This window comes from Methylibium petroleiphilum PM1 (genome assembly GCF_000015725.1).
Classification (GTDB): Bacteria; Pseudomonadota; Gammaproteobacteria; order Burkholderiales; family Burkholderiaceae_C; genus Methylibium; species Methylibium petroleiphilum.
On record NC_008825.1, the window covers coordinates 1,411,000 to 1,435,517 of the forward strand.

Genomic DNA, 24,518 nt, shown 5'->3' on the forward strand with positions numbered 1-24,518 from the left:
CGGAGGTGAACCATGCTCGGAGTGGCCGATTACGGCGCGTTCGTCGTCACGGTGATCGTTTTCCTGGCGATCCCGGGCCCGGGCAATCTGGCGCTGATCACCTCCACCGGCAAGGGCGGGCTGCGCGGCGGCTTCGCTGCGACGCTGGGCGTCATCGCCGGCGACCAGTTGCTGATGTGGCTGGCGGTGGCCGGTGTGGCCGCGCTGTTGCAGGCCGCCCCGGTGGTGTTCGGCGCGGTGCAGTGGGTGGGCGCCGCCTACCTGGCCTACATCGGCTGGCGGCTGATCACCAGCCGGCCCGGTGATGCACCGGTGCTGCAGATCCTGCCGCGGCACTACTTCCGCCAAGCCTGCATGATCACCCTGCTCAACCCCAAGGCCATCGTGTTCTACATGGCGTTCTTCCCGCTGTTCGTCGACCCGGCGCGTCACCAGGGCCTGCCGACCTTCGGCCTGATGGCGGCCACGATTGCCGTGCTGACCTTTCTCTACGGTGCCATCGTGGTCCTGCTGACGCACCGGCTGGCCGACAGGCTGCGCGCCAGCCCGCGCATCACCAAGGCGCTGGAGCGGCTGGCGGGCGCGCTGCTGATCGGTTTCGGCGTGAAGCTGGTGCTGAGCCGGTAGCGGCCGGGCCGGCTGCCCCAGGCCGGGCGCAGCCCTGCCGAAGAAGCCTATTGCGTCTGCGGTGCAACGGCGGTATCAATGCAGTATTCCGACGGCTCGCCAACCACCGAGGAGACTGCATGGCCACCAAGACCGGGATCGACCAGGACGCGCTGATCACGATGTTCTCTCAGGCCAGCGCCAAGCAGGGTGAGGCGCTGCGGCAGGCCGTCGCCGAAACCACGCTGCGCGCCCTGCAGGGCCGCGAGCTGACGCTGAAGAACATCCGCAGCGTGCTGAAGACCGTGGCCGAAGCCGCTTCCAACGGCGCGGCCCAGCACGGCGGCAAGCCTGCCGAGGTGGAGGCGCTGCTCGGCTCGGCGATCGATGGCATGGACGCGGCGCTGCTGCAGGCCGTCGAGGCCAATCGCCGGGCGCTGCAGCAATTCCTCGACCAGGGTGCCGACCTTCAGAAGGGCGGTATCAAGAGCGCATTGAGCGACCTCGAGAAGCTGGAGGACACCTTCTTCAGCAGCGTCAGCAAGGCGGCCCAGACGGCCGGCGCGCCGCTTCAGGGACCGTGGGCGCAGGTCCTGGACTCGATGAAGCTCAAAGGCACCGACAGCGGCGCCCAGGCGGCGCAGACGGTCGAGCAACTGCTCTCGCAGACGCAGACGGCGATGCGCGACGGCCGGGCCATGAGCCTGCGCGCTGGCAAGGCGCTGATGGACAGCTATGCCGCCCTGGTGAGCGGCGTGCTGATCGGCATGTCCGAAGGCCTGCAGCGCGGGGGCAAGGATGCCGGTGCGCCGTCCTCGCGCAAGCGTTGAGCCGACCCGGGAGCGACGCCATGACCGACCATGTCTACAAGACCATCGAGCTGACCGGCTCGTCGAAGAAGGGCATCGAGCCCGCGGTGCAGAACGCCATCGCGAAGGCGCACGAGACCGTGCGCAACATCCAGTGGTTCGAGGTCACCGAGACGCGCGGTCACGTCGTCAAGGGCAAGGTGGCGCACTGGCAGGTGTCGCTGAAGGTGGGCTTCACGCTCGATTAGCTGGCAGGTCCGGTGGGGTGGGCAGTATGGAAATGGCGTTGATCGATGGGGTCCTGGCGGGCATCGCGCTCGCCGTGTGCGTCGTGCTGCTGCTGCGTCTGGTGGCCGGTGCGCGGCGCCGCGACCGATTCGACGCCGCCGCGCGGCGCACTTGGCGGGCCGGTCGTCAGCGCGCTGTGGCGCTGTGGCGCTGGCCGGGCCAACGCCGGGCGGCGGCCCGCGCGGCCGACGAGATCATCCGTCGCGCCGCCCGCCGCGACGCCGACCAGGACGGCAATGTGATCCGCCCCAAGGCCTTCCACGAAGGCCGCGGCCCGCGCAAGCCGCACTGACGGCGCGGCCCGCGCAAGCCGCACTGACGGCGCGGCCCGCGGGGGCGCGGTCGCCGGCCGGGACGGCCGGTGGCAACATGGCGTCCGCTGCGACCGGCGCTCCCCGCCGTTGCCCCCTGGCTACCGACGGAGACTTCTCGACGATGCGACAGTACTTCCTGCCCCTGCTGCTGGCTACCGGCCTGCTGGCTTCGTGCGCCACGGTGGTGAACCCTGTCACCGGCCGCGAGGAGCGCTCGGTGATGAGCGAGGAGGCCGAGATCGCCGAGGGCAAGAAGGCCCACCAGCAGGTGCTGGCCGAGTACGGCGTCTACGGCGACGCCAAGGTCCAGTCCTACGTCGACGACCTGGGCCAGCGTCTCGCGAAGCAATCGCACCGTGCCCACCTGCAGTGGACCTTCACGGTGCTCGACAGCCCCGAGATCAACGCCTTCGCGCTGCCGGGCGGCTACGTCTATGTGACGCGCGGGATCATGGCCTACATGGAGAGCGAGGCCGACCTGGCGGGCGTGATCGGCCACGAGATTGGCCACGTGACGGCGCGCCACGGCGCGCAGCGGGCCACCCGCCAGCAGACTGCCGGCATCGGCGTGCTGGCGGCGAGCGTGCTGGGCGCAGTGCTGGGCGTGGGCGACGTGGCGAGCCAGGTCTCGCAGAGCGTGGCCGCCGGCTACGTGGCGTCGTACAGCCGAGAGCAGGAGCTGCAGGCCGACCAACTGGGCGCCGAGTACCTGTCGCGCAACCGCTACGACCCGCAGAACATGGTCGACGTGATCCGGGTGCTCAAGCGCCAGGAGCAGTTCGCCGCCGACCAGGCCAAGGCCGAAGGTCGCACGCCGCGTCAGGGCGGCGACTGGCTGGCCTCGCACCCGAGCAATGAGCAGCGCCTGCAGCAGATCACGCAGATCGCCGCCGGCTACAAGGGCAGCGGCTACGTCGACGACGGACGCGCGCGCTACCTGCAGGCCGTCAACGGCCTGCCGTTCGGCGACAGCCGCGAGCAGGGCGTGACGCGCGGGCGCAATTTCTATCACGAGCCGCTGGGCATCGCGCTCACCGCGCCGCAGGGCTGGAAGATCCAGAACGCGCAGGACGCCGTGACGGTGGTCAACGCCACTGGAGACGCCGGGCTCATCATGCAGACCGTGCCCGACAAGGCCGGCAGGAGCCACGAAGAGATCATCCGCAACCTCATCAAGCCGACCCAGGGGCGCACCGAGCCGCTGTCGCTGAACGGCCTGAGCGCCACGCATTTCGTCGGTGCGCGCCAGAACCAGCAGGGCCAGACGCAGAACGTCGAGGCCACGCTGGTGACCGGTCCGGGTGCCAAGAACTATGCGCTGCTGTATGCGGCCAAGAACGCCACCGCGCTGCAGAACGCCCGTCCGCAGCTGCGCGAGACCGAAGGCTCGTTCCGCGCGCTCACCGCGGCGGACCGCAGCGCGGCCCGGCCGTGGGTGCTGAAGTCCGTGGCCTATCCGCGGGGCGGTTTCGCCGAGCTGGCCCGCCGCTCGCCGCTCGGCGGCAACGCGGAGCAGCAGCTGCGCCTGATCAATGGCCTCTACGGCGCGACCGACGAGCCCAAGGCCGGCCAGCTGGTGAAGGTGGTGGAGTAGGTCAGGGTGCTTCAGCCCGCCGCGTCGACCGTCCCCGCGGCGCGCCGCTCGGCATGCTCGCGCACCCCGGCGGGCAGGCGCTTGAGCATGAAACGGATGGCCAGCGGCACCAGCACCAGGTCGTCGACCACGCCGAAGAAGGGCACGACGTCGGGGATCAGGTCCAGCGGCGAGAACAGGTAGAGCACCACCATCGCCGTCCCCGCCTTCAACCACAGCGGCGCGGCCGGGTGGCGCAGCGCGTACCAGAGCTGGCGCGCGTCACCGCGCACTGCGAGCCACAGCACCGACAGACGTTTCCACATTGCAGGACCTCCGTGCCATCCGCGCCGCTCGGCGAGCGACGACGCTGGCAGTTGCGGCCCGCGGCGCCGAAACTCAAGGGGCCGCCGCCAGAATGTCGACCGATTCTCCCGCGGGGAACCCTGGGGCCTCTCGCGCATCAGACACCGATGACCATGACGAACGACTGGATCGAAGCCCTGAACCGCAGCCTGCGTGGGGCCGTTTCCCTGGTGCTGAAAATGGCGCTGACCCTCGCGGGCCTGGTGTTCATGCTCGGCGTGGTGGTCCTCGGCCTGACCCTCGGCGCGGTGCTGGTGGTGTGGGCGCTCCTGCAAGGCAAGCGGCCCCGGGCCGTGCGCTTCGGCCGTCACCCTGGCGCCGACTGGAATCGCTTTCGTGCGGCCGCCGCGGCGCGGCGCTCGCCAGGGGCTCGCCCCGACGTGCCGTCGCGCGGCGACGTCGTCGACGTGGAAGTGCGCGAGATCGCCGACCCGCGGCCGCGCGGCGACTGACGGACGGCCCGCACCCGGCCCCCGACGGCCTCGGCGCCGCGAACCGTCCAGTCCGGAGGCACAGCACGATGGACCGCAGAGCCTTGCTGGCCCGGGCTGCTGCGGGAGCCTTGGTGGCGACTGGGCTGTCGCCCGTCGCGGCCACTGCGGCGCAAGCCGGTCTTCCTGTGCTCACCCGACCCATCGCCCGCAGCGGCGAGAGGGTGCCGGTGGTGGGCATGGGCACCTGGCTCAGCTTCGACGTGTCGCCCGGCGATGCCGAGGCGCTGGCGCGGCGCAGCCAGGTGCTGGCGCGTTTCTTCGCCGGTGGCGGGCGCCTGATCGACTCCTCGCCGATGTACGGCCACGCCGAGGCGGTGCTGGGTGCGTTGCTTCCGACGCTGCCGCAGCCGACAGCACTGTTCAGTGCCACCAAGGTGTGGACGCCGATCGGCAGCTACGGCCCCACGCAGATGCAGCGCTCGCTCGACCTGTGGGGGCTGTCGCGTTGCGACCTGATGCAGGTGCACAACCTGCTGAACTGGCCGGCCCACCTGCCGACGCTGCGTCGCTGGCGCGCCGAAGGCCGGGTGCGCCACCTTGGCCTGACCACCTCGCACGGCAACAAGCACGACACGGTGCGCGAGCTGCTCGACAGCGAGCGCGACCTCGACACACTGCAGATCACCTACAACCCCGCCGACCGGCGCGCCGAGCCGCTGATGCGGCAGGCGGCCGCCCGCGGCATGGCCGTGGTGCTGAACCGGCCGTTCGACGGCGGCAGCGTGCCGCGCCGGCTGCGCAACGAGCCGATGCCGACGTTCGCCGCCGAACTGGGCTGCAGCGCCTGGGCGCCGCTGGTGCTGAAGTGGGAGCTGGCGCACCCGGCGGTGAGCTGCGTGATCCCGGCCACCACCGACCCGGATCACATGGCGCAGAACCTCGAGGCGCTGCGCGGTCCGATGCCGGATGATCGCCAGCATGCCGCGCTGACGGCCGTGTTCGACCGCGTGTTCGGCTAGGCCCGTCGGACGCTAGCCGGGCGTCGAGGCGTCGCCGTCCTCGCCGCCGTGCGCCAGTGCCTGGCGAGCCAGTTCCTCCTCGCTGAGTTCGGGCGCCGCCTCCAGTGCGGCCAGCTCCTCCAGCATCTCGGGCGTGGCTTCGGCGTTGCCGAGCAGCACGTCCTCGAGCGTGGGGTGAGCGACCGCGATCTCCTCGTGATCCTCGGGCGAGGGGTGCACGACGGCCGGGTCGAGCGCCGGCAGGCGGGCCGCGGCGAGTTCGAGCTGCTGGTCGATCAGCTTGGAGAAGTTGCCGTCGTCGGGCAGGGTGGTGGTGCTCATAGCGGGCCTCCTTGCGGTCGGGTCGACAGGCGGATCATGCACTGCGCGGCCGGTGCTTGCCAGGCCCCGGCGGCCACGCAATCCGACCTACGATCCGAACCGCGCAGCCGCCGTTGGAAGCCGATGAAACTCTACGCCCACCCGTTCTCGTCCTATTGCCAGAAGGTCCTGATCGCCTTGTACGAGAACGACACGCCCTTCGAGTGGGGGCTGCTCTCCCCAGACAACAAAACCCAGCTCGCCGAACACGCGGCGCTGTGGCCGCTGCGGCGCATGCCGGTGCTCGTCGATGCCGATCGCACCGTGATCGAGGCCAGCCTCATCGTCGAGCATCTGGACCTGTACCACCCCGGGCCGGTGCGTCTGCTGCCGACGGACGCGCGCGACGCACTCGCGGTGCGCAGCCTGGATCGCTGCTTCGACAACTACGTCATGACGCCGATGCAGAAGATCGTGCTCGACGTGCTGCGCCCCGCCGAACATCGAGATCCCTATGGCGTGGCGGAGGCGAGGCGCCTGCTCGACGCCAGCTATGCCTGGCTCGACGGCCGGTTGGCCGGGCGCACCTGGGCAGCCGGCGACGCCTTCGGCCTGGCCGACTGCGCCGCGGCGCCCTCGTTGTTCTATGCCGACTGGGTGCAGCCGATCGGCGCCCGGCATCGCGAATTGCGAGCCTACCGGCAGCGGCTGCTGGCACGGCCCTCGTTCGCGCGTGCAGTCGACGAGGCGCGGCCCTACCGCACGTTCTTTCCTCCGGGCGCGCCCGACCGGGACTAGCAATGACCGGCCCCTCGGTCTCGGCTGGTGCCGCGCTCTACATCGCGGTGATTCAGTTCCTGTTCGTCACCACCTGGACGGTCTACGCGATCTATCTGCCCCAGCTGCTGGAGACCACCGGTCTGCCCAGGGCCTGGGCGCCATGGATCCTGTTGTTCGACCAGCTGGTGTTCCTGGTGGCCGACATCGCCACCGGCGTCTTCGCCGACCGCGTGCAGCGCACGCTCGGGCGCATCGGCCCGTGGATCGTCGGCGCGACGGCGCTGTCCTGCCTCGCCTTTTTGCTGCTGCCACTGGCGGCTCGTTCGGGCAGCGCCGCGTCAGGGTGGTTGCTCGCGCTGACGCTGGTCTGGACGCTCAGCTCGTCGGCGCTGCGCGCGCCGCCCTGGGTGCTGCTCGGCCGCCACGCTGCACGCCCGGCGCTGCCGTGGCTGAACGCGCTGACGCTGCTCGGCCTAGCGGCCGGCGGTGCGGTCGCGCCCTACCTGGGTGTGCTGCTGAAGGGGGTCGATCCGCGGCTGCCGTTTGCCCTGTCCAGTCTCACGCTGCTCGCCACGACCGCCGGCCTGGTGCAGGTCGAACGCGCGCTGGCGCGGTGGCGATCGGCGCCGCTGCCGGCAGAGACCACGCAAATCCCGCACGTCGGTGGTGCCGGCCATGCGGCGTGGATGCTCGGCGTGCTGCTGCTGGCGACGGCATACCAGGCCCAGGTGTTCGTCAATGCCGTGCCGCACTACCTGCGTTTCGCTGCGCCGTCGGCGCTGGAATGGCTGCTGCCGCTGTTCTGGGTGGGCTTCGGCGTGGCGATGCTGCCCGGCGCTGCGCTGTGCCGTGCGTTCGGCGCCCTGCCGACCCTGGCCGCGTCCGCGCTGTGCGGTGCCGCGGCGGCACTGGCCAGCGCGGTGGCGGCGTCGCTGCCGTGGCTGGTGGCGGCCCAGCTCGGGGCCGGCGCGGCCTGGGGCGGCATGCTGCTCGCCATGTTCGCGTCGGCCGCCGAGCGGGGCCGCAGCGGGCGCGAGGGGCTGGTGCTCGGCACGATGTTCGCGATGCTGGCGCTGGCAACGCTGCTGCGCATCGGCGCGGTACTGGCCGGCGTGCAGGCCGATGCCGCGCGGGCCGCTGCGCTGGCCTGGATGCCCGCCGCGCTGTGGGGCATCGGAGGCGTGCTCGTTGCGCTGCTCGCGCGCCGCAGCGCGCGGCCGGACTGAGTGGCCTATTTGCCCCAGGAGTCCTTCAGGCCAGTGATGCGGTTGAAGACGGGTTGGCCCGTCCGGTGGGCCTTCGAGTCGGCGACGAAGTAGCCGTGTCGCTCGAACTGCAGACGTGACTCGGGCATCACCCGACCGACCGATGCCTCGACGTAGCCGGCCGCCACGCGCCGGCTGTCCGGATTCAGCACCGTCAGGAAGTCGCGCCCGCCGGCGTCGGGTTGCGCCTCGGTGAACAGGCGGTCGTAGAGCCGCAGCTCGGCCGGCACCGCCTCGTGCACGCCCACCCAGGTGATCGTGCCCTTGACCTTCACCGCGTCGGCGCCGGGCGTGCCGCTCTTGGTGTCCGGCACCACCGTGGCGAGCACCGCGACGATGCGGCCGTCGGCGTCCTTCTCGCAACCGGAGCACTCCACCACCACGCCGTACTTCAGCCGCACCTTGTTGCCGGGGAATAGGCGGAAGAATCCCTTCGGCGGCTGCTCGGCGAAGTCGTCGCGCTCGATCCAGACCTCGGGGCCGAGCGTGAACTCGCGCGAGCCCAGCTCGGGCAGGTGAGGGTGGGCCGGCGCGTGGCAGGGCTCCAGGTGGTCGGCGCTGCCGAACACCTCGGCCCAGTTCGTGAGCTTGAGCTTCAACGGATCGAGGACAGCCATCGCGCGCGGCGCCTTGCCTTCCAGGTCGTCGCGCAGTGCGGCGTCGAGCGTGGCGTAGTCGATCCAGCTGTAGTCCTTGCTGACGCCGATGCGCTCGCAGAACAGCTGAATGCTATCGGGCGTGTAGCCGCGCCGGCGCAGTCCGACGAGGGTGGGCATGCGCGGGTCGTCCCAGCCGTCAACGTGGCCCTCGTCCACCAGTTGCTTGAGCTTGCGCTTGCTGGTGACCACGTAGGTCAGGTTGAGCCGCGCGAATTCGTGCTGGTGCGGTCGCGGCTGCGCCAGCAGGCCCAGCGTGCACAGCGTGTCGAGCAGCCAGTCGTAGAACGGGCGCTGGTCCTCGAACTCCAGTGTGCAGATGCTGTGGGTGATGCCCTCCAGCGCGTCCTCGATCGGGTGCGCGTACGTGTACATCGGGTAGATGCACCAGGTGTCGCCGGTGTTATGGTGCGTCGCGCGCTTGATGCGGTAGATGGCCGGGTCGCGCAGGTTGATGTTGGGCGAGGCCATGTCGATGCGCGCGCGCAGCACCGCGGCGCCGTCGGCGAGCTGGCCGTCGCGCATGGCCCGAAAGCGCGCCAGGTTCTCGGCCGGCGTTCGGCTGCGGAACGGGCTGTCGGTGCCGGGCGTGTTGAAGTCGCCGCGCGTGGCGCGCATCTGCTCCGCGCTCTGCTCGTCCACGTAGGCGAAGCCCGCGGTGACCAGGGCCTCGGCGGCGCGGTACATGAAGTCGAAATAGTCGCTGGCGTAGTACAGGTGCTCCACCGGCGTCTCGGGGTGGGCGGGATCGCGCCCCTGCCAGTCGAAGCCGAGCCACTTGACGGCGTCGACGATGGCGTCGACGTACTCCTGCTCTTCCTTCTCGGGATTGGTGTCGTCGAAACGCAGGTGGCACACACCGCCGTAATCGCGCGCCAGCCCGAAATTCAGGCAGATGCTCTTCGCGTGGCCCACGTGCAGGTAACCGTTGGGCTCGGGCGGGAAACGGGTACGGATCTTCGCGGCGTCGAGCGGTGCGCCGGCGTGGTGGGCGGCGTCGCCGGGCGATCCGGCGTGGCGGCGACCGGCGTAGGTGCCGGCTTCCAGGTCGCGCTCGATGATGCCGCGCAGGAAATTGCCGGGGCGGTGCGGCTCGGCGGAGGCGTCGCCCGGGCCGGGCTTCTTGGGAGCGTGGTTCATGGCGGGCGGGAAAGGGAAGCGGTCATTCTAAGGAGCGCCCTCGTGCCGGCGCCGGGGCGTTGCATTCACAAAACTTCACCCGTTTTCTTGCATCTGGATACGGATCGCTGTGAACCTGACCAGGGGCTGACCCGTTCTTAGCAGCAAGGACATGAAAACCTTCCCCTTGGAAGCGTCCTGACAAGGAGACCGTATGAAGCAAGCGATCCGCAAGACCCTGGCCGTCGCCGCACTCGGCCTCGCCGGGCTGGCCGCCACCGGTGCGGCGCATGCCGGCGGCGTGAACTGGCACATCGGCATCAACCTGCCGGGCATCTTCTATCCGGCGCCGCCGGTGGTCTACGCACCGCCACCGGTCGTCTACGCGCCGCCTCCGGTGGTCTACGCCCCGCCGCCGCCGGTGTACTACCGCCCGGCGCCCATCGTCTACCAGCCGGCACCGGTCTATGTGCAACCGGCACCGCGCGGCTACTGGCGTGAGGGCCGCTGGCACGACCACGGTCGTCGAGACGGCTACCGCGATGGCTATCGCGATCGCAACGGCGACGGACGGCCCGACCGCTACCGCTACTGAGCGACCGACCGGCCCAGCCGGTCGGTCGAGCGGCCTCCCTTAGAATTCGGGCCCATCGAGATCGTGCCATCAGGGAGTCGCGTGCCGTCCGTCCAAGTCACCCCGTCCGCTGCCGGCGCAACGCTGGAACAGTCCGCATCGGAACATGAACTGGCGGTGCTGCTGGTCGAAGCGTTGAACCTGGAGGTCGCACCGGCCGACATCGATCCGAACGCGCCGCTGTACGGCGAAGGCCTCGGCCTCGATTCGATCGACATCCTCGAAGTCGCGCTCGAGGTCTCCCGGCGCTACGGCTTCCAGTTGCGATCCGACGACGAGAACAACCAGCTGATCTTCCAGTCCCTGCGCAGTCTTGCGACGCATGTCGCGAAACACCGCAGCACCTGAGAGCCAGAGCGTCCCCATGCCGAACGGGCGCCTCAGTCTCGGGCTGCTGGCGGCAGCGGCCTACGCAGTCCTTTCCCACTGGCTGATGGTGCATGCGGCCAATCGGCCGTGGGCCATCGCGGCGCTGTTCGGTCCGCTGCTGCTGGCGGCGCTGGGCTTCGCGCTGCGGCAGCGCAACGGGCCGCTGCTCGCGGGGCTCGCGTTCGCGCTGCTGGGGCTCTATGGCATCGTCGAGCGCGGCGGCGTCGGCGACGTGAACCGGTTGTACGTGCTGCAGCACGCCGGCATCCATTTCGCGTTGTTCGTCAGCTTTGCGGCCTCGCTACGGCCTGGGCGGCTGTCACTGATCGGCGGCGTGGCGCAGCGCGTGCATGGTGGATCGCCGCTGTCGCCCGAGATGGTGCGCTACACCGGCAAGGTCACGCGCCTGTGGGCCGGTTACTTCCTCGCGATGACGTTGGCCTCGCTGTGCGTCTATGTGCTGGCACCGTGGAGCGTCTGGTCGCTGCTGGCCAACCTGGTCACGCCGGTGCTGATCGCCGCATTGTTCGTCGGTGAACACCTGCTGCGCTACCGCCTGCACCCCGAATTCGAACGCGCCACGCTGGCCGCGGCCGTGCGCGCCTACAGCCACAAGCCGGTGAACGGCGACGCCGCGGGGCGATGAGCGAGGTGGTCGCCTTGAGCACTGCCGGGCCCGCGTTGCTGCCGCTGATCGAACGCGCCGACCTCGACGCGCCGCTGGCCTGGCGCGCGGGTGTCGCTGTCAGCGCGCGCCGGTTCCTGGCCGACGTGGCGGCGCAGGCCGCATGCTTGCCGGCCGCCGGCCCGCTGGTCAACCTGTGCGGCGACCGCTATCGCTTCGCGGTCGGCCTGGGCGCAGCGCTGCTGCGCGGTCGGACCAGCCTGTTGCCGCCGAACGCGCTGCCCGACACGCTGGCGCGCCTGCGCGGGTCCTGGCCAGCGCTCGAAGCCTTGACCGACGATGAAGCGCTGGAAGTCGACGGCGTGCCGCTGCTGCGGGCGTTGACCGATACGGAGAAGCCGGGTTCGGCAACGGTGCCGCGCATCGCGGCCGACCTGGAAGCCGCCTGCCTGCTGACCTCGGGGTCCACCGGCGAGCCGCAGCCGCACGCGAAATCCTGGGGTGCAGTGGTCGCCAACATCCGGGCCGCGTCGCTGCGCCTCGCCGAGGTGCTGGAGCGCCCGTCGCTGGCCGGCCTGAACCTCGTGGCCACGGTGCCGGCGCAGCACAGCTACGGCTTCGAGTCGAGCGTGCTGCTGGCCCTGCTGGGTGGTGCGGCCTTGGACAGCGGGCGGCCGTTCTACCCGGCCGACATCGTTCAGGCGCTGGCGCGTCTGCCGCGCCCGCGCGCGCTGGTCACCACGCCGTTTCACTTGAAGACGCTGCTGCTGTCCGGCGTCGCGCTGCCGCCGACCGACCTGCTGCTGTGCGCGACCGCGCCGCTGTCGCCGCAGCTCGCGCTGCAGGCCGAGCGCGCCTTCGGCGGGCCGCTGGTCGAGATCTATGGTTGCACCGAGGCCGGGCAGGTGGCGACGCGCCGCACGGTGCATGGCGAGTCGTGGCAGACCTTCGGCGCGCTGCGCGTGCACAGCGAAGGCGAGGGCGAGTCCGAGCGCTTCATCGTCGACGGCGGCCACGTGCTGCAGCCGACGCCGCTCGCCGACGTGCTGGAGCTCGAAGGCGCGCAGCGCTTCCGGCTGCTCGGGCGCGCCAACGACCTGATCCACGTGGCCGGCAAGCGCAGTTCGCTGGCGCATCTGAACTACCACCTCAACAGCATCGAGGGTGTGGTCGACGGCGCCTTCTGGCTGCCCGAGGACGTGGCCGACGGCGTGGTCCGGCCGGTGGCCTTCGTCGTGGCGCCGGGACTGAGCAGCGCGCGGATCATCGCGGCCCTGCGTGCACGGCTCGAGGCGGTGTTCGTGCCGCGCCGCGTGCTGCACGTCGATGCGCTGCCGCGCGAGGCGACCGGCAAGCTCACCAGCGGTGCGCTGGCGCAGTTCGCGCGGGCACGGCTCGACCGGCAGGCCGCACCGTGAACGAACCGGCCGTGCACCTCACGCGCCGCGTGGCGCCCGACCATCCGGCGTTCGCCGGGCATTTCCCGGGGCAGCCGCTGTGGCCCGGCGTGCTGCTGCTGGCCGAAGTGATGGAGGCGTTGCAGGCCGCGCCGGCACTGGCGGCGCGCCTGGGCGAGCGGCCGACGCTGGCGCAGGCGAAGTTCCTCGCACCGGTAGGCCCGGGCGACACGCTGGTCGTGTTGCTGTACGACGAGCCGCGCGGCCTGCGCTTCGAGCTGCGGCGCGGTGAGGTGCTGGCGGCCAGCGGCCTGCTGTTGCCGGAGGCCGCGGCATGAGCGCGGGCTCGCACACCAGCCGCCACGGCGATGCCGTCCCGGCCGACTGGACCCGCGAACCCGAGCGCAGCAACGCGACCGCGCTGCGCGTGATGAGCTGGATCGCGCTGCACTGCGGGCGACGCGTCGCACGCTGGGTGCTGCACCCCATCACGCTGTACTTCCTGCTGTTCGCGGCTGGCCCTCGGCGCCACTCGCGCCGCTACCTGGGCCGCGCCCTGGGGCGTCCCGCCCGACTGGCCGATGCCTATCGGCAGGTGCATGCCTTCGCGTCGACGATCCTCGATCGCGTCTACTTCCTCAGCGGGCGCATGGACCTGTTCGATGTGCAGGTGCACGGCGAATCGCTGATCGACGCCACGCTGGCCGACGGCCGAGGTGCTTTCCTGGTGGGGGCGCACCTGGGCAGCTTCGAGGCGCTGCACGTGGTGGGCCGCACGCGCCCGGCGCTACGCATCGCGATGGTGATGTACCCCGACAACGCCCGCCTCATCAACAGCGCGCTGGCCGCGGTGGCGCCCGACTTCCGAGCCGACATCATCGCGCTCGGCCGCATGGACTCGATGCTGGCGATCCGCGACTGGCTGGACGCCGGCGGGTTGGCCGGCATGCTGGCCGACCGCTCGCTGCCCGAAGGCAGCTCGACCCGATCGAGCAGCGTCAGCCTGCCGTTTCTCGGGCAGCCTGCGGAATTCAACGACGGCCCGTTCCGGCTCGCCGCGCTGCTGCGACGGCGCGTCGTCTTCATGACCGGGCTCTACCTGGGCGGCAACCGCTACGAGGTCCGCTTCGCGCCGCTGGCCGATTTCAGCGAGCGTGCCGGTGACCCGGCCGAGCGCGAGCGGCAGATCCGCGCGGCGCTGCAGGCCTATGCCGATCGGCTCGAGGCACTGTGCCGTGAACACCCCTACAACTGGTTCAATTTCCATGACTTCTGGCGCGAGGATGCACCCCGTCGTTGAACGACGCCGCTGCCTGCATCGCCTCGTGCAGGTGGGGGCCTGGCTGGCGCTGGGAGCGCCCGGCGTGGCGTCGGCCGCGGGGCCGGTCTTCGAGTTGCCGGAGCTGATGGCGCTGCTGGCCCGCCAACGCAGCGGCGAAGCCCGCTTCACCGAACTGCGCCATGTGCAGGGCCTGGATCAGCCGCTGGAAGCCAGCGGCACGCTCAGCTTCGCGGCGCCGGACCGCTTCTCGCGGCAGACGCTGAAGCCGCGCCCCGAATCGATGGTGGTGGAGGGCAACACGCTCACCATCCAGCGCAGCGGCCGCAGCCGCAGCTTCGCGCTCGACGCGACGCCCGAACTGGTGGCGCTGGTGGAGGCGGTGCGCGGCACGCTGACCGGCAACGCGCAGACGCTGACGCGCTATTTCCGCACCACGCTCGCTGGCAGTGCGGACAAGTGGACGCTCGACCTCGTGCCGGCCGACAGCCGGCTGGCGGGCCAGGTGCGCAGCGTGCGCATCGCCGGCCAGCAGGGCGCGCTGTACAGCATCGAGATGCTGCTGGTGGGCGGTGACCGCTCCGTGATGAGCATCGAACCGCTGCCCGCCAGCGCGTCGGCCTCGGCCCCGGTGCGGCCCTGATGCGTCCCGCCACGCCGTGGCCGCATCGGCGCGCCTGGATCGTGCTGACGCTGTGGCTCGCCGGCATGCTGGCGGGGGGCGCGCTGATTGCCCGCACCGGCTTCAGCACCGACCTGTCGGCCTTCCTTCCGGCGCGCCCCGATGCGAGGCAGCGCGTGCTGATCGAGCAATTGCAGAACGGCGTGGCGGCCCGCACGCTGCTGGTCGGCATCGACGGTGGCGATGCCGCGCAGCGGGCCCAGGCCTCGCGCACGCTGGCCGCGGCCCTGAGTGACAGCGGCCGTTTCGACCAGGTACAGAACGGCGATCGCAGCCCGGGCTCCGGCGAATGGGCCGCCGCCGGCACGTGGCTGGTCGAGCATCGCTACCAGCTCAGCCCGGCAGTGACGCCGGAGCGGTTCAGCGTCTCTGGGCTGCGCGACGCGATCGACGAGACGCTGTCGCTTCTGGGCACGCCGGCCGGCAACGCGGTCAAGCCGCTGCTCGAGCGCGATCCGACCGGCGAGATGCAGCGCATCGCCGAATCGCTGATCCCGGCCAGCGCGCCGCGCAGCGAGGAGGGCGTCTGGGTCGCCCGCACCGCGCCGCGCGCCTTGCTGCTGCTCACCACGCACGCCGCCGGCGCCGATCTCGACGGCCAGGCCGACACGGTGGCGCAGGTGGAGCGGGCCTTCGCGCCGCTGGCCGCGCAGGGGCTGACGCTTCAGCTCAGCGGCGCGCCGGTGTTCGCGGTGCACAGCCGTGCGCAGATCGAGCAGGAGGCCATCCAGCTGGCCCTCGTCGGCAGCCTGGTGATGGGCGGCCTGCTGCTGCTGGCGTTCGCCTCGCTGCCTGCACTGGCGGTGGCGCTGCTGCCGGTGGCGACCGGCATCGTCGCCGGCATCGCGGCGGTGAGTGTCGGCTTCGGCACGGTGCACGGTTTCACGCTGGCCTTCGGCAGCACGCTGATCGGCGAGGCGGTCGACTACGCGATCTACTACCTGATCCAGGCGCGCGGGGCCGCGGCACCCGGCGGCGGCTGGCAGCGCTGGTTGAAGGACAACTGGCCCACGGTGCGGCTGGGCCTGCTCACGTCGGTGTGCGGCTTCGCGGCACTGGCGTTCTCGGGCTTTCCGGGTCTGGCGCAGCTGGGGGTGTTCTCGATGGCCGGGCTCACCGGTGCCGCACTGGCGACTCGCTTCGTGCTGCCGGTGCTGGTGCCCGACGGCGCGGCCGGGCGAGGGCTGCGTCAGTCGATGGGTCGCTGGGCCGGCGCCGTGCTGCGGCGGTTGCCGCGGCTGCGCGTGGCCTTCTTCCTGCTCGGCGCCGCGGCGTTGCTGTTGCTTGCGACGCGCAGCGAGCCGCTGTGGCGCGGCAGCCTCTCTTCGCTCAGCCCGGTGCCGCCGGCGGCGCTGGCGCTGGCCGAGCAGCTGCGGGCCGATCTCGGTGCCGACACGGCGCGCACGCTGGTGGTCGCCACCGGCGCCGATCCGCAGGCTGCCCTGCGGGCCGCCGAGGCGGCCGGCCAGCGGCTCGATGCGCTGGTGGCGCAGGGCCTGCTGGCCGGCTACGAATCGCCGGCCCGGCTGCTGCCGAGCGTGGCGACCCAGCGCGCACGCCAGGCCGCCTTGCCCGAGGCGGCCGAGTTGCGCGAACGGCTGCTGCAGGCCACCGCCGGCGGGCCGCTGAAACCGGCGCGGCTGGAGCCCTTCATTGCCGAGGTGCAGCAGGCCCGCGGCATGACGCCCGTCGAGCGCGCGGCGCTGGACGGCAACCCTCTGGCGTCGGCGGTCGACGCGCTGATGCTGCCGCGCCGCGACGGCGGCTGGTCGGCCCTGATCGCGCTGCAGCCGGGCCCGACCGAACTGGGCGCCGAGCGCCTGCGTGCCGCCTTGGAGGGGCTGGGCGGGCTCGAGGTGGTCGACATCGGGCTCGAGCTGAACAGCCTTTACGGCAGCTACCTGCAGGAGGCCTTCCTGCAGGCGTTGCTGGGTGCGGCTGCGGTGTTGCTGCTGCTGGCCCTCTCGCTGCGCTCGCTCCCGCGGCTGTTTGCGGTGTGCCTGCCACTCGCGCTGGCGGTGCTGCTCACGCTGGCCGGCCTGGCGCTGCTCGACGTGGCTCTGGGCATCCTGCACCTGGTCGGCCTGCTGCTGGTGGTGGCGGTGGGCTCGAACTACGCGCTGTTCTTCGACCAGATCCAGAACACTCCGGCGCACGATGCCGCGGCCGTGCCGGCGCTGGTCAGCGATGACACGCTGGCCTCGCTGCTGCTGGCCAACCTGACCACGGTGGCGTCGTTCGGGCTGATCGCGCTGTCGGACATCCCGGCGCTGTCGGCGATCGGCCGGGTGGTGGCGCCGGGGGCCCTGCTGGCCCTGTTGCTGGCGGCCGCCTGCTCACGGCCGCTGCGCCTGGAGCGTGCTGCCTGAGCGCGGGTCCGGCGCGGCATTCCGGTCAGCCTGCTGTGGGAAAATTGACGCTTGCAGTAACCCGCCAGCGCCCCGCCACCGCGGCGGCTTTCCCCATGTCCCACGCCTCCTCCTCGAGCGCTGCCTGGCCGATGCCGCCGCTGCTGCGCGCCAGCCTCGGCCTGCATGCGGTGGCGGCCGGCGCGGCGATCGCCTTGCCGGGGGCGGCTCCGTGGGCTTTCGGCAGCGTGCTGGCCAACCACGCGGCGCTCACCGCGGCCGGCCTGTGGCCGCGCAGCCGGCTGCTCGGCCCCAACGTCACGCGGCTGCCCGATGCCAGCGCCGCGCGCGGCGAGATCGCGCTGACCATCGACGACGGCCCGGACCCCGCGGTCACGCCCGCGGTGCTCGACCTGCTGGACCGGCACGGCGCGAAGGCGAGCTTCTTCTGCATCGCAGCGCGTGCCGCGACCCAGCCAGCGCTGACGCGCGAGATCCTTGCGCGTGGCCACTGCGTGCAGAACCACAGCCATGTGCACCGCCACAACTTCGCGATGCTCGGGCCGCGCGGCTACACCGCCGAGCTGGAGAGGGCACAACAGGTGCTGGCCGACATCACCGGGCGCCGCCCGCACTGCTTCCGCGCGCCGGCGGGCCTGCGCAACCCCTTCCTCGACCCAGTGCTGCACCGGCTCGGCCTGCACCTCGTGAGCTGGACCCGGCGCGGCTTCGACACCCGCGAGCGCGCACCGCAGCGTGTGCTCGAGCGGCTGACGCGCGACCTCGCTGCCGGCGATATCCTGCTGCTGCACGACGGCCATGCGGCGACGACGGCGGCCGGCCGGCCGGTGCTGCTGGAGGTGCTGCCGCCACTGCTGGAGCGCTGCCGTGCCGCTGGGCTGCGTGGCGTGACGCTGACGGCCGCACTGCCGCCGCGCCGGACGGCGAGCGACGCATGAAGCCGTTGGCAGTCACCGACCACACGCTCGCCAGTGCGCTGGGCGTCGGCCGCGCGGCCACGCTCGCCGCACTGCGTGACGGCCGCAGTGGCCTGGCGCGCAAGACCTTCGAGACCGCGGCCCTCGACACCTGGATCGGCGAAGTGGAGGGCGTCGACGCGCAGGCGCTGCCGCCGGCGCTGGCCGACTTCGACTGTCGCAACAACCGGCTGGCCTGGCTCGGTCTGCAGGCCGACGGTTTCGCCGCCAGCGTGGCGCGGGCGCGCGCGCGCTTCGGGCCGCGCCGCATCGGCGTGTTCCTCGGCACCAGCACCTCGGGCATCCTGCAGACCGAGCTGGCTTACCGCCGCCGCGATCCAGCGACCGGCGCGCTGCCGGCCGACTTCCGCTACGCGCAGACGCACAACACCTACTCGGTGGTCGACTTCACGCGCCGCGTGCTCGATCTGGAGGGGCCGTCCTGCGCCGTGTCGACCGCCTGCTCCTCGAGTGCCAAGGTGTTCGGCCACGCCGCTCGCCTGATCGAGCTGGGCGTGATCGACGCGGCCGTGGTCGGCGGGGTCGACAGCCTCTGCCTCACCACGCTGTACGGCTTCAACTCGCTGGAGCTGCTGTCGGACGACATCTGCCGGCCCTGGGACGCGCAGCGCCACGGCCTGTCGCTCGGCGAGGCTGCGGCCTTCGCGCTGCTGGAGCGCGATGCTGACACACCGCAGGCCTGGTTGCGCGGCGTCGGCGAGAGCAGCGACGGTTTCCACATGAGCAGCCCGCATCCGCAGGGCGCCGGTGCGGCCGAGGCCATGCAGGCAGCGCTCGCCCAGGCTGGCGTGGCGCCGGGCGAGATCGACTACCTCAACCTGCACGGCACCGCGACGCCCAACAACGACAGTGCCGAGGACCTGGCCGTGTGCACGGTATTCGGCGACCGGCTGCCCTGCAGCTCGACCAAGGGCGCCACCGGGCACACGCTCGGCGCGGCCGGCGGCGTGGAGGCGGCGATCGCGATGCTGGCACTGCAGCACGGCCTGATGCCGGGCGGCCTGAACCGGCGCACGCCCGACGCGGCGTTGCGCAGCCGCTACCTCGACGCCAACGTCGAGGCACGCCTCCGCCTGGTGGCGAGCAATTCCTTCGGCTTCGGCGGGTCCAACGCCTGCCTCGTCTTCGGGGCCGCCGCATGAGCGTTGCGCTGAGCGTGAGCGTGCGCGGCATCGGCTTGCTGGGACCGGGCCTGGCCGATTGGAGCGGAGGGCAGCCACTGCTGCGCGAGCCGTCCTCCTGGGTCTTCCGGCCCACCGTGCTGACCGCGCCGGCCCGGCTGCCGCCGGCCGAGCGCCGCCGCGCCGGCGACGTCGTGAAGCTGTCGATCGCCGTGGCCGACCAGGCCTGCACCGAGGCCGGCGCCGACACCCAGCATCTGGCGACGGTGTTCACCGCATCGAGCGGCGACGCTGCCAACTGCAACGCGCTGTGCGAAGCGCTGGCGACGCCGCAGCGCGCCATCTCGCCCACGCGCTTTACCAACTCGGTGCACAACGCGGTGGCGGGCTACTGGCACATCGCCACCACCAGCCGCGCGCCGTCGACCAGCCTGTGTGCCCACGACGGCAGCTTCGGTGCCGGCTTGCTGGAGGCGATGGCGCAGTGCGTGAGCGCACGCCGCCCGGTGCTGCTGGTGGCGGCCGATGCGCCTTACCCGGAGCCGCTGCACAGCGTGCGGCCGCTGTCGGCCGCCTTCGGCGTGGCCTTGCTGCTCGATGTCGGTCCGGACGACGCACCGATGCTGACGCTGCGCAGCGACGAGACCGAGGCCCCTGCGAGCGACTGCGGCGATGCCGCACTCGATGCGCTGCGCCTCGGCGTGCCGGCCGCTCGCAGCCTGCCGCTGCTGCGCGCGCTGGCCGGCCGTGCGCCGGCTTCGCTGCGCATCGAGGGACTGAAGGGCTTCACGGTCGAGGTCCGGCACCATGCGTAAGTCCTTCCCGGCCGCCGCCCCGGCCACGCTGGATCGCGCCGGCATCGCGCTGCGCATCCCGCACCAGGGGCGAATGTGCCTGCTCGACCGTCTGCTGTCGTGGTCGCCGGAGCAGATCCACTGCGCCGCCGAGAACCACAGCGAACCCGACCATCCGCTGCGCAGCGCGAGCGGCCTGCTGTCGCCGTGTGCGATCGAGTACGCCGCGCAGGCCATGGCCCTGCACGGCGCGTTGCGCGCGCCGCCCGAGGCCGGCCCGCGGCCCGGGTACCTGGCAAGCGTGCGCGACGTGCGGCTGGCAGTGGCGCGGCTGGATGGCGTGGCCGGGCCGCTGCAGGTGCGCGCCGAGCGTCTGGCCGGTGAGGATCGGCAGGTGATGTACCGCTTCGAGCTCAGCGACGGGCACGGTCGACGGTTGGTCGACGGGCGCGCGACCGTGGTGCTCGACACGCCGCTCGCGAGGCAGCCCGCCATGCAGGACCTGCCGTCACCGAGGAGCGAGCCATGAGCCTGGACCACAAGCGTGCGCTCGTCACCGGCGCCAGCGGCGCGCTCGGTGCCGCGATCGCCCGGCGGCTGGCGCGCGACGGTGCGTCGCTGCTGCTGCACGCCAACGCTCGGCCGCAGGCGGTGGAAGCGCTGGCCGAGGCGATCCGCGCCGACGGCGGCCAGGCGCAATGCTGCGTGTTCGACCTGACCGACGCCGACGCCTCGCGTGCGGCCTGCGAGCGCCTGCTCGAGGCCGGGCCGGTGCAGGTGATCGTCAACAACGCCGGCGTGCACGATGACGCGGTGTTCCCCGGCATGCGCGCCGAGCAGTGGCACCGCGTGATCGACGTGTCGCTGCACGGTTTCTTCCACGTGACCCAGCCGCTGCTGCTGCCGATGCTGCGCACCCGCTGGGGCCGGGTGATCAACATCTCCTCGGTCGCGGCGCTGGCCGGCAACCGCGGCCAGGTGAACTACGCGGCGGCCAAGGGCGCGCTCAACAGCGCGACCAAGGCTCTGTCGCTGGAGGTCGCGAGCCGGGGCGTCACCGTCAATGCCATCGCGCCCGGCATCATCGCCTCGCCGATGGCCGATGCCGCCTTCGACGCCGCGACCATCGCGCAGCTGGTGCCGTGCAAGCGTGCCGGCACGCCCGAGGAAGTGGCCGACCTGGCCGGCTTCCTCGCCAGCGCCGCGGCGGGCTACATCACCGGCCAGATCATCTCGATCAACGGCGGCATGCTGTGAGCGTCGGTTGCAGCTGACCGTCGAGTCGCTCTGACACTGCCCGGCGCGCTGCAGATCGAATGCCTTCCCAAGTCGTGCTGGTCAGCAGCACTCACTCAGCAGGCGACCGCTGTCAAGCCTGGAACGGCGGCTGTCGCCGCAGCCGGCGCAGTAGGAGTACGGGCAGGCGCAACAGGAACTCCAGCATCAGCCGCGTGTGCATCCAGGCCAGCAGCAGGTTGTCGCGGCCGTAGCGGAAGTGCGAGACGCCGCCTTCCTCGGGGCGCAGGTACTTCACCGGTGCGTCGCGGTTGATCGGCTTGATGCCGCGCCAGGCGAGGCGCACCACCGCTTCGGTGTCGAAATCGAAGCGGCGCATCCAGGGCTGGCGCGCCATCACCGCGGCGAGCGCGGCGACCGGGTAGACGCGAAAGCCGTACAGCGAGTCGGCCACGCCGGCACCCAGGGTCTCGAGGTTGGTCCAGGCGTTGGAGACACGCCGGCCGCGCACCCGCAACAGCGGCGCGCTGGCATCGAACACCGGGCGGCCGAGGATCATCGCGTCGGGCCGGGCGAGCGAGGCGCGCATGAACTCCGGAATCAGGCCCGCCGGGTGCTGGCCATCGGCGTCCATCGTCAGTGCATGGGTGTAGCCGGCGGCCTGCGCGGCCTGCAGGCCGTGCAGCACCGCCGCGCCCTTGCCCTGGTTGACGGGCAGCAGCAGCACGTGCAGCCCCTCGTCGCCGACGGCCAAGCGCTGAACCTCCGTGCCGCTGCCGTCGGTGCTGCCATCGATCACCACCCACACCGGGTTCCACTGCGCACGCGCCTCGCGCACCGTGTCGCAGAGCTTGCGCCCGGTGTCGAAGCTGGGGATCAGCACCAGGTGCGTGGTCGACGGCGTCATGCGGTGGGCCCGGACGGCTTCACGCCGGCAGCGAAGTAGGCTTCGAGCTGTGCGAGCAGCGCATCGGTGTCCTCCTGCGGCGCGAAGCGCTCGCCCAGCCGGACCGAGAAGCGGATCGGCAGCGGCGGCAACTTCCAGATCGGCCAGCCCTTTCCGAGGTAGGGCGACTCGGTGTCGATGAAGACCGTCTGGATCGGTGCCCCGGCGAGCTTGGCGATCAGCGTCACGCCGGGCCGGAACGGGTTGACCGGATGCCGCGTCGTGCGCGTGCCTTCGGGAAACAGCACCAGTTGGCCGCCGTGCTGCAGGTCCTGCACCGCGAGGCGGATCATGCCGCGCGGCGAGTCGTTGCGGATGTAGCGCGCCAAGCGTGCGCCCGCACCGAGGAAGGGGTTGCGCATCAGTCCGGCCTTCATGATGCAGGCGCTCCTGGGCAGGCGGGCCACCAGCATCAGCGCGTCGAGCAGGCTGGGGTGGTTGGCGACGACGATCAGCCGTGGCTCGTCCTTGAACGCATCAAGAGCGTTCGCATCGAGCTTGATCATGCCGCTGGCCGAAGCCAGCAACCAGTAGAGTCGGTAACCGTAGGCGATGCCGGCGCGACCGACGACCAGGCCGCGATCGCGCGGCAGCAGCGGGTAGAGCAGCAGCGCGGTCAGGTTCCAGATCGTCGACATCACGCCGAGCAGCAGCAGCAGCGCGAGCAGGGCCAGGCTCAGGGGAAGGGCGAACAGGCGCTTCATCGATCGGAGGATACGGTCTCGGACGAGGTCGCGAAGACCCAGCTGAACACGATGCCGAACGAGAGGTTGTCTCGCTGGCGTACCAGCGGGCTGTCGGCGAAGCGTGCGCCGTGCAGCGTGTCGTGGCGGACGAACAGTCCGGCCCAGGTGCGCTCGAAGCGCCGCGACAGCGTCGCGGTGGCCTGGGCCCCTGCATAGCCGCCGGGGCTGCGGTAGGCCGGTCGATCGGCGGTGGCGTCGGCCGTCGGCACGTCGTAGAAGTAAGCGTTGAAGCGGCGGCTGCCGAACACCGGACCGCTCATCAGTCCGAGGTTCCAACCGGAGCTGCCGACGTTCTCGACATCGAGGCCGAGATTCGGCGTGGCGGTCCAGCCGATCCCGCGTGCGCGTGACTCTAGCGTCAGCGCCGCGCGCACGGGCGCTCGCAACTGCAGGGTCCAACCGGTGCCGCGGGCGGCGGTCCAGTTCAGGTTGGGTCCGAACTCGAGCGTCGGCGCGAGATCGCTCATGCCCCGGCGCGCGTCGTTGTCCTCGCTGCGCGTCGGCGCGGTGGCGGCGAGGCTCAGGTCGAAGTCGAGCCGGTCCGACTCGAACAGCACGGCGCGTGCACCGTCCCGGTCGGCCTTGAAGATCTTCCCGCGGTACACGGCGTAGGGCACTGGCAGCAGCCAGTCGTGCGACTGGTTCGCTCCGCGGTAGTGCGGCAGGCGCAGGCCTGCCACACCGAGTCCCAGTTCCCACAGCGGTCTTTGCGCCTGGGCCGCCACCGGCAGCGAGGCGGTGCAGGCCAGCAGCGAGGCGATGCAGGCGTTCCCGGCCAGCCGCCTCACGCGCGCACCTCGCCGGGCGCGAAGGCGTGGGCTTCGATCTCGACCAGCAGTTCGCGGCGGCACACGTCGCCCTGCAGCAGCACGGCGTCCCGCAGCGCCACGGCGTCGGCGCCGAGCGCGTCGCCGAGCAGCGACCGCACCTGTGCGGCGTCGCTCGCGTGGCGCACGTACACAGTCAGCGAGAGCTGATCGAGCTCGAAGCGCGCGCTGCTGCGCTGGCGCGCGGCGCCGAGCACCGCCTCCAGGTTGGTGAGGGTCTCACGCGTCTGCGCGGCCACGTCGCCCGCGTGCAGGCTGGCGTGGCCGACGATGCTGGCCGTGCCGGAGATCAGCAGCGCCACCTGGCCCGCGCCGGCGTCGAACACCGCCGCACGCGAGAAGCTCGGGCTGCGCGGGCCGTACTCGCTCGGGTAGTGGTAGGCCGACACCTGGCGCGGGTTCTCGACTTGCAGCGGCTGCGTGCGGCCGGCCAGGAAGTGCACGCAGAACGGGCCGCCTTGCGTGCCCAGCGCGCAGGCCGCCGGCGCGCCCTCGAAGGCAGGGCGCTGCGCATCGAAGAACGCCTGCTGGCGCCCCAGGTTGAACTGGCGGTAGCGCTCCAGGCCGTCGCCGTCGCCGTTGATGTCGGGCAGGTAGTTCCACAGCCGCAGCAGGTGCTCGCAGCCGGTATGGGCCAGCGTGGCGAACACGTCCTGGTAGGCGCGCTGTGCGAGGGCCTGCATGCCAGCACCGGCTTCGAGCGTTTCGTCGAGTTGCAGTGAGCCGAACAGCCAGTGGCCGTCGTGCTGCCAGTGGACGCGGCCGCAGCGGCCGGTGTCGACCAACGGTGCCGGGCTGCACCAGGCGTCGACGCGTGGACCGGCGGCGCCCAGCGTGCGGGCAGCCACCGCGGCCAGGCCGGGTGCGGCGGCCATGCCGTAGCCGAGTGCGCCCAGCGGCGGCGTCGCGCCGGCGGCGAGCGCCGACCACTGCGACGGCGTGAGGCGTTGGACGCTCAGATGGGGCGAGGGAAGGGCAGCCGGCACC

The 24,518-nt window shown here is 71.8% G+C and carries 29 protein-coding genes; 22 read left to right on the plus strand and 7 right to left on the minus strand.

Annotated elements, in window-relative coordinates; all coding sequences use genetic code 11:
- Nucleotides 1–12: 12 nt before the first annotated feature.
- The 5 genes from MPE_RS06565 (at nucleotide 13) to MPE_RS06585 (ending at nucleotide 3,611) form a co-directional block, all read left to right on the plus strand.
- Nucleotides 13–627 (plus strand): LysE family translocator, encoded by a 615-nt coding sequence (locus tag MPE_RS06565; protein ID WP_041929573.1) that lies wholly within the window; start codon nucleotides 13–15, stop codon nucleotides 625–627.
- Between the two features lie 119 nt (nucleotides 628–746).
- Nucleotides 747–1,436 (plus strand): DUF6781 family protein, encoded by a 690-nt coding sequence (locus tag MPE_RS06570; RefSeq protein ID WP_011828903.1) that lies wholly within the window; start codon nucleotides 747–749, stop codon nucleotides 1,434–1,436.
- A 20-nt stretch (nucleotides 1,437–1,456) separates the two neighbouring features.
- On the plus strand, nucleotides 1,457–1,663 hold the full coding sequence (locus MPE_RS06575) for a dodecin (RefSeq protein WP_011828904.1): 207 nt from the start codon (nucleotides 1,457–1,459) through the stop codon (nucleotides 1,661–1,663).
- Between the two features lie 32 nt (nucleotides 1,664–1,695).
- Nucleotides 1,696–1,995, plus strand: a complete 300-nt coding sequence (locus MPE_RS06580; RefSeq protein ID WP_129447956.1) for a hypothetical protein — start codon at nucleotides 1,696–1,698, stop codon at nucleotides 1,993–1,995.
- Between the two features lie 143 nt (nucleotides 1,996–2,138).
- Nucleotides 2,139–3,611, plus strand: coding sequence for a M48 family metalloprotease (locus MPE_RS06585; RefSeq protein WP_011828906.1), 1,473 nt, complete (start codon nucleotides 2,139–2,141; stop codon nucleotides 3,609–3,611).
- An 11-nt stretch (nucleotides 3,612–3,622) separates the two neighbouring features.
- Here the strand turns inward: MPE_RS06585 and MPE_RS06590 are convergent, their stop codons facing one another.
- Complete coding sequence (locus MPE_RS06590; protein WP_011828907.1) at nucleotides 3,623–3,916, minus strand: YkvA family protein; 294 nt, start codon at nucleotides 3,914–3,916, stop codon at nucleotides 3,623–3,625.
- 147 nt (nucleotides 3,917–4,063) lie between these two features.
- Between MPE_RS06590 and MPE_RS06595 the strand changes: the two genes are divergently transcribed.
- A complete protein-coding gene (locus tag MPE_RS06595; protein WP_011828908.1) occupies nucleotides 4,064–4,408 on the plus strand; it encodes a hypothetical protein in 345 nt (114 codons plus the stop codon).
- Nucleotides 4,409–4,575: 167 nt separating this feature from the next.
- Nucleotides 4,576–5,409 carry an aldo/keto reductase gene (locus MPE_RS06600; protein ID WP_011828909.1) on the plus strand — a complete coding sequence of 278 codons (834 nt, stop codon included), beginning with the start codon at nucleotides 4,576–4,578 and terminating at the stop codon, nucleotides 5,407–5,409.
- A 12-nt stretch (nucleotides 5,410–5,421) separates the two neighbouring features.
- Here MPE_RS06600 and MPE_RS06605 read toward each other — a convergent pair whose 3' ends face one another.
- Entirely contained in the window at nucleotides 5,422–5,730 is a 309-nt protein-coding gene (locus MPE_RS06605; RefSeq protein ID WP_011828910.1) for a hypothetical protein, read from the minus strand.
- 123 nt (nucleotides 5,731–5,853) lie between these two features.
- Between MPE_RS06605 and MPE_RS06610 the strand changes: the two genes are divergently transcribed.
- Together MPE_RS06610 and MPE_RS06615 are read left to right on the plus strand one after the other, a co-directional pair.
- Nucleotides 5,854–6,507, plus strand: a complete 654-nt coding sequence (locus MPE_RS06610) for a glutathione S-transferase family protein (RefSeq protein WP_036235555.1) — start codon at nucleotides 5,854–5,856, stop codon at nucleotides 6,505–6,507.
- A 2-nt stretch (nucleotides 6,508–6,509) separates the two neighbouring features.
- The gene (locus tag MPE_RS06615) at nucleotides 6,510–7,715 is read left to right on the plus strand and encodes an MFS transporter (protein WP_011828912.1); all 1,206 of its coding nucleotides are present in this window, start codon (nucleotides 6,510–6,512) and stop codon (nucleotides 7,713–7,715) included.
- Nucleotides 7,716–7,720: 5 nt separating this feature from the next.
- On the opposite strand, the gene MPE_RS06620 is transcribed toward MPE_RS06615, so the two are convergent.
- Nucleotides 7,721–9,550, minus strand: a complete 1,830-nt coding sequence (locus tag MPE_RS06620; protein WP_011828913.1) for a glutamine--tRNA ligase/YqeY domain fusion protein — start codon at nucleotides 9,548–9,550, stop codon at nucleotides 7,721–7,723.
- Between the two features lie 193 nt (nucleotides 9,551–9,743).
- Between MPE_RS06620 and MPE_RS06625 the strand changes: the two genes are divergently transcribed.
- The 13 genes from MPE_RS06625 (at nucleotide 9,744) to fabG (ending at nucleotide 21,033) form a co-directional block, all read left to right on the plus strand.
- The gene (locus tag MPE_RS06625; protein ID WP_011828914.1) at nucleotides 9,744–10,124 is read left to right on the plus strand and encodes a hypothetical protein; all 381 of its coding nucleotides are present in this window, start codon (nucleotides 9,744–9,746) and stop codon (nucleotides 10,122–10,124) included.
- 81 nt (nucleotides 10,125–10,205) lie between these two features.
- Nucleotides 10,206–10,511, plus strand: coding sequence for a phosphopantetheine-binding protein (locus MPE_RS06630; RefSeq protein WP_011828915.1), 306 nt, complete (start codon nucleotides 10,206–10,208; stop codon nucleotides 10,509–10,511).
- A gap of 16 nt (nucleotides 10,512–10,527) precedes the next feature.
- Entirely contained in the window at nucleotides 10,528–11,178 is a 651-nt protein-coding gene (locus MPE_RS06635) for a COG4648 family protein (protein ID WP_036234908.1), read from the plus strand.
- Complete coding sequence (locus MPE_RS06640; protein WP_011828917.1) at nucleotides 11,175–12,575, plus strand: AMP-binding protein; 1,401 nt, start codon at nucleotides 11,175–11,177, stop codon at nucleotides 12,573–12,575. Before MPE_RS06635 ends, MPE_RS06640 begins: the two co-directional genes overlap by 4 nt.
- Nucleotides 12,572–12,892, plus strand: coding sequence for an ApeI family dehydratase (locus MPE_RS24570; protein ID WP_011828918.1), 321 nt, complete (start codon nucleotides 12,572–12,574; stop codon nucleotides 12,890–12,892). The genes MPE_RS06640 and MPE_RS24570 overlap by 4 nt, the downstream gene beginning before the upstream one ends.
- On the plus strand, nucleotides 12,889–13,854 hold the full coding sequence (locus MPE_RS06650; RefSeq protein ID WP_011828919.1) for a lysophospholipid acyltransferase family protein: 966 nt from the start codon (nucleotides 12,889–12,891) through the stop codon (nucleotides 13,852–13,854). The genes MPE_RS24570 and MPE_RS06650 overlap by 4 nt, the downstream gene beginning before the upstream one ends.
- On the plus strand, nucleotides 13,838–14,476 hold the full coding sequence (locus MPE_RS06655; RefSeq protein WP_148210908.1) for a LolA family protein: 639 nt from the start codon (nucleotides 13,838–13,840) through the stop codon (nucleotides 14,474–14,476). Before MPE_RS06650 ends, MPE_RS06655 begins: the two co-directional genes overlap by 17 nt.
- Nucleotides 14,476–16,884, plus strand: a complete 2,409-nt coding sequence (locus MPE_RS06660) for an MMPL family transporter (protein ID WP_011828921.1) — start codon at nucleotides 14,476–14,478, stop codon at nucleotides 16,882–16,884. Before MPE_RS06655 ends, MPE_RS06660 begins: the two co-directional genes overlap by 1 nt.
- Before the next feature lie 95 nt (nucleotides 16,885–16,979).
- A complete protein-coding gene (locus MPE_RS06665; RefSeq protein ID WP_041929575.1) occupies nucleotides 16,980–17,822 on the plus strand; it encodes a polysaccharide deacetylase family protein in 843 nt (280 codons plus the stop codon).
- Nucleotides 17,819–19,003, plus strand: a complete 1,185-nt coding sequence (locus tag MPE_RS06670) for a beta-ketoacyl-[acyl-carrier-protein] synthase family protein (protein ID WP_011828923.1) — start codon at nucleotides 17,819–17,821, stop codon at nucleotides 19,001–19,003. The genes MPE_RS06665 and MPE_RS06670 overlap by 4 nt, the downstream gene beginning before the upstream one ends.
- Nucleotides 19,000–19,797 carry a beta-ketoacyl synthase chain length factor gene (locus MPE_RS06675; protein ID WP_011828924.1) on the plus strand — a complete coding sequence of 266 codons (798 nt, stop codon included), beginning with the start codon at nucleotides 19,000–19,002 and terminating at the stop codon, nucleotides 19,795–19,797. The genes MPE_RS06670 and MPE_RS06675 overlap by 4 nt, the downstream gene beginning before the upstream one ends.
- Nucleotides 19,790–20,305 (plus strand): ApeP family dehydratase, encoded by a 516-nt coding sequence (locus MPE_RS06680; protein WP_011828925.1) that lies wholly within the window; start codon nucleotides 19,790–19,792, stop codon nucleotides 20,303–20,305. The genes MPE_RS06675 and MPE_RS06680 overlap by 8 nt, the downstream gene beginning before the upstream one ends.
- A complete protein-coding gene (gene fabG / locus MPE_RS06685; protein ID WP_011828926.1) occupies nucleotides 20,302–21,033 on the plus strand; it encodes a 3-oxoacyl-ACP reductase FabG in 732 nt (243 codons plus the stop codon). Before MPE_RS06680 ends, fabG begins: the two co-directional genes overlap by 4 nt.
- A gap of 112 nt (nucleotides 21,034–21,145) precedes the next feature.
- Here the strand turns inward: fabG and MPE_RS06690 are convergent, their stop codons facing one another.
- From MPE_RS06690 to MPE_RS06705, 4 genes are read right to left on the minus strand one after another with little or no spacing between them, the layout of a single operon-like run.
- Complete coding sequence (locus MPE_RS06690; RefSeq protein WP_011828927.1) at nucleotides 21,146–21,919, minus strand: glycosyltransferase family 2 protein; 774 nt, start codon at nucleotides 21,917–21,919, stop codon at nucleotides 21,146–21,148.
- Nucleotides 21,916–22,662: a lysophospholipid acyltransferase family protein gene (locus tag MPE_RS06695; RefSeq protein WP_011828928.1), complete on the minus strand. Its 747-nt coding sequence runs from the start codon at nucleotides 22,660–22,662 to the stop codon at nucleotides 21,916–21,918. The genes MPE_RS06690 and MPE_RS06695 overlap by 4 nt, the downstream gene beginning before the upstream one ends.
- Nucleotides 22,659–23,492: a MipA/OmpV family protein gene (locus tag MPE_RS06700; RefSeq protein WP_011828929.1), complete on the minus strand. Its 834-nt coding sequence runs from the start codon at nucleotides 23,490–23,492 to the stop codon at nucleotides 22,659–22,661. The genes MPE_RS06695 and MPE_RS06700 overlap by 4 nt, the downstream gene beginning before the upstream one ends.
- Nucleotides 23,489–24,517, minus strand: a complete 1,029-nt coding sequence (locus tag MPE_RS06705; RefSeq protein ID WP_041929989.1) for a chorismate transformation FkbO/Hyg5 family protein — start codon at nucleotides 24,515–24,517, stop codon at nucleotides 23,489–23,491. Before MPE_RS06705 ends, MPE_RS06700 begins: the two co-directional genes overlap by 4 nt.
- Between the last annotated feature and the right edge of the window lies 1 nt (nucleotide 24,518).

What these genes read in the sequence shown, in the direction of transcription:
- MPE_RS06565 (WP_041929573.1), top strand. Translation starts at nt 13, where the DNA reads ATGCTCGGAGTGGCCGATTACGGCGCGTTCGTCGTCACGGTGATCGTT.
- MPE_RS06570 (WP_011828903.1), top strand. Translation starts at nt 747, where the DNA reads ATGGCCACCAAGACCGGGATCGACCAGGACGCGCTGATCACGATGTTC.
- MPE_RS06575 (WP_011828904.1), top strand. Translation starts at nt 1,457, where the DNA reads ATGACCGACCATGTCTACAAGACCATCGAGCTGACCGGCTCGTCGAAG.
- MPE_RS06580 (WP_129447956.1), top strand. Translation starts at nt 1,696, where the DNA reads ATGGCGTTGATCGATGGGGTCCTGGCGGGCATCGCGCTCGCCGTGTGC.
- MPE_RS06585 (WP_011828906.1), top strand. Translation starts at nt 2,139, where the DNA reads ATGCGACAGTACTTCCTGCCCCTGCTGCTGGCTACCGGCCTGCTGGCT.
- MPE_RS06590 (WP_011828907.1), bottom strand. Translation starts at nt 3,916, where the DNA reads ATGTGGAAACGTCTGTCGGTGCTGTGGCTCGCAGTGCGCGGTGACGCG.
- MPE_RS06595 (WP_011828908.1), top strand. Translation starts at nt 4,064, where the DNA reads ATGACCATGACGAACGACTGGATCGAAGCCCTGAACCGCAGCCTGCGT.
- MPE_RS06605 (WP_011828910.1), bottom strand. Translation starts at nt 5,730, where the DNA reads ATGAGCACCACCACCCTGCCCGACGACGGCAACTTCTCCAAGCTGATC.
- MPE_RS06610 (WP_036235555.1), top strand. Translation starts at nt 5,854, where the DNA reads ATGAAACTCTACGCCCACCCGTTCTCGTCCTATTGCCAGAAGGTCCTG.
- MPE_RS06615 (WP_011828912.1), top strand. Translation starts at nt 6,510, where the DNA reads ATGACCGGCCCCTCGGTCTCGGCTGGTGCCGCGCTCTACATCGCGGTG.
- MPE_RS06620 (WP_011828913.1), bottom strand. Translation starts at nt 9,550, where the DNA reads ATGAACCACGCTCCCAAGAAGCCCGGCCCGGGCGACGCCTCCGCCGAG.
- MPE_RS06625 (WP_011828914.1), top strand. Translation starts at nt 9,744, where the DNA reads ATGAAGCAAGCGATCCGCAAGACCCTGGCCGTCGCCGCACTCGGCCTC.
- MPE_RS06635 (WP_036234908.1), top strand. Translation starts at nt 10,528, where the DNA reads ATGCCGAACGGGCGCCTCAGTCTCGGGCTGCTGGCGGCAGCGGCCTAC.
- MPE_RS06640 (WP_011828917.1), top strand. Translation starts at nt 11,175, where the DNA reads ATGAGCGAGGTGGTCGCCTTGAGCACTGCCGGGCCCGCGTTGCTGCCG.
- MPE_RS06650 (WP_011828919.1), top strand. Translation starts at nt 12,889, where the DNA reads ATGAGCGCGGGCTCGCACACCAGCCGCCACGGCGATGCCGTCCCGGCC.
- MPE_RS06655 (WP_148210908.1), top strand. Translation starts at nt 13,838, where the DNA reads ATGCACCCCGTCGTTGAACGACGCCGCTGCCTGCATCGCCTCGTGCAG.
- MPE_RS06660 (WP_011828921.1), top strand. Translation starts at nt 14,476, where the DNA reads ATGCGTCCCGCCACGCCGTGGCCGCATCGGCGCGCCTGGATCGTGCTG.
- MPE_RS06665 (WP_041929575.1), top strand. Translation starts at nt 16,980, where the DNA reads ATGTCCCACGCCTCCTCCTCGAGCGCTGCCTGGCCGATGCCGCCGCTG.
- MPE_RS06670 (WP_011828923.1), top strand. Translation starts at nt 17,819, where the DNA reads ATGAAGCCGTTGGCAGTCACCGACCACACGCTCGCCAGTGCGCTGGGC.
- MPE_RS06675 (WP_011828924.1), top strand. Translation starts at nt 19,000, where the DNA reads ATGAGCGTTGCGCTGAGCGTGAGCGTGCGCGGCATCGGCTTGCTGGGA.
- MPE_RS06680 (WP_011828925.1), top strand. Translation starts at nt 19,790, where the DNA reads ATGCGTAAGTCCTTCCCGGCCGCCGCCCCGGCCACGCTGGATCGCGCC.
- fabG (WP_011828926.1), top strand. Translation starts at nt 20,302, where the DNA reads ATGAGCCTGGACCACAAGCGTGCGCTCGTCACCGGCGCCAGCGGCGCG.
- MPE_RS06690 (WP_011828927.1), bottom strand. Translation starts at nt 21,919, where the DNA reads ATGACGCCGTCGACCACGCACCTGGTGCTGATCCCCAGCTTCGACACC.
- MPE_RS06695 (WP_011828928.1), bottom strand. Translation starts at nt 22,662, where the DNA reads ATGAAGCGCCTGTTCGCCCTTCCCCTGAGCCTGGCCCTGCTCGCGCTG.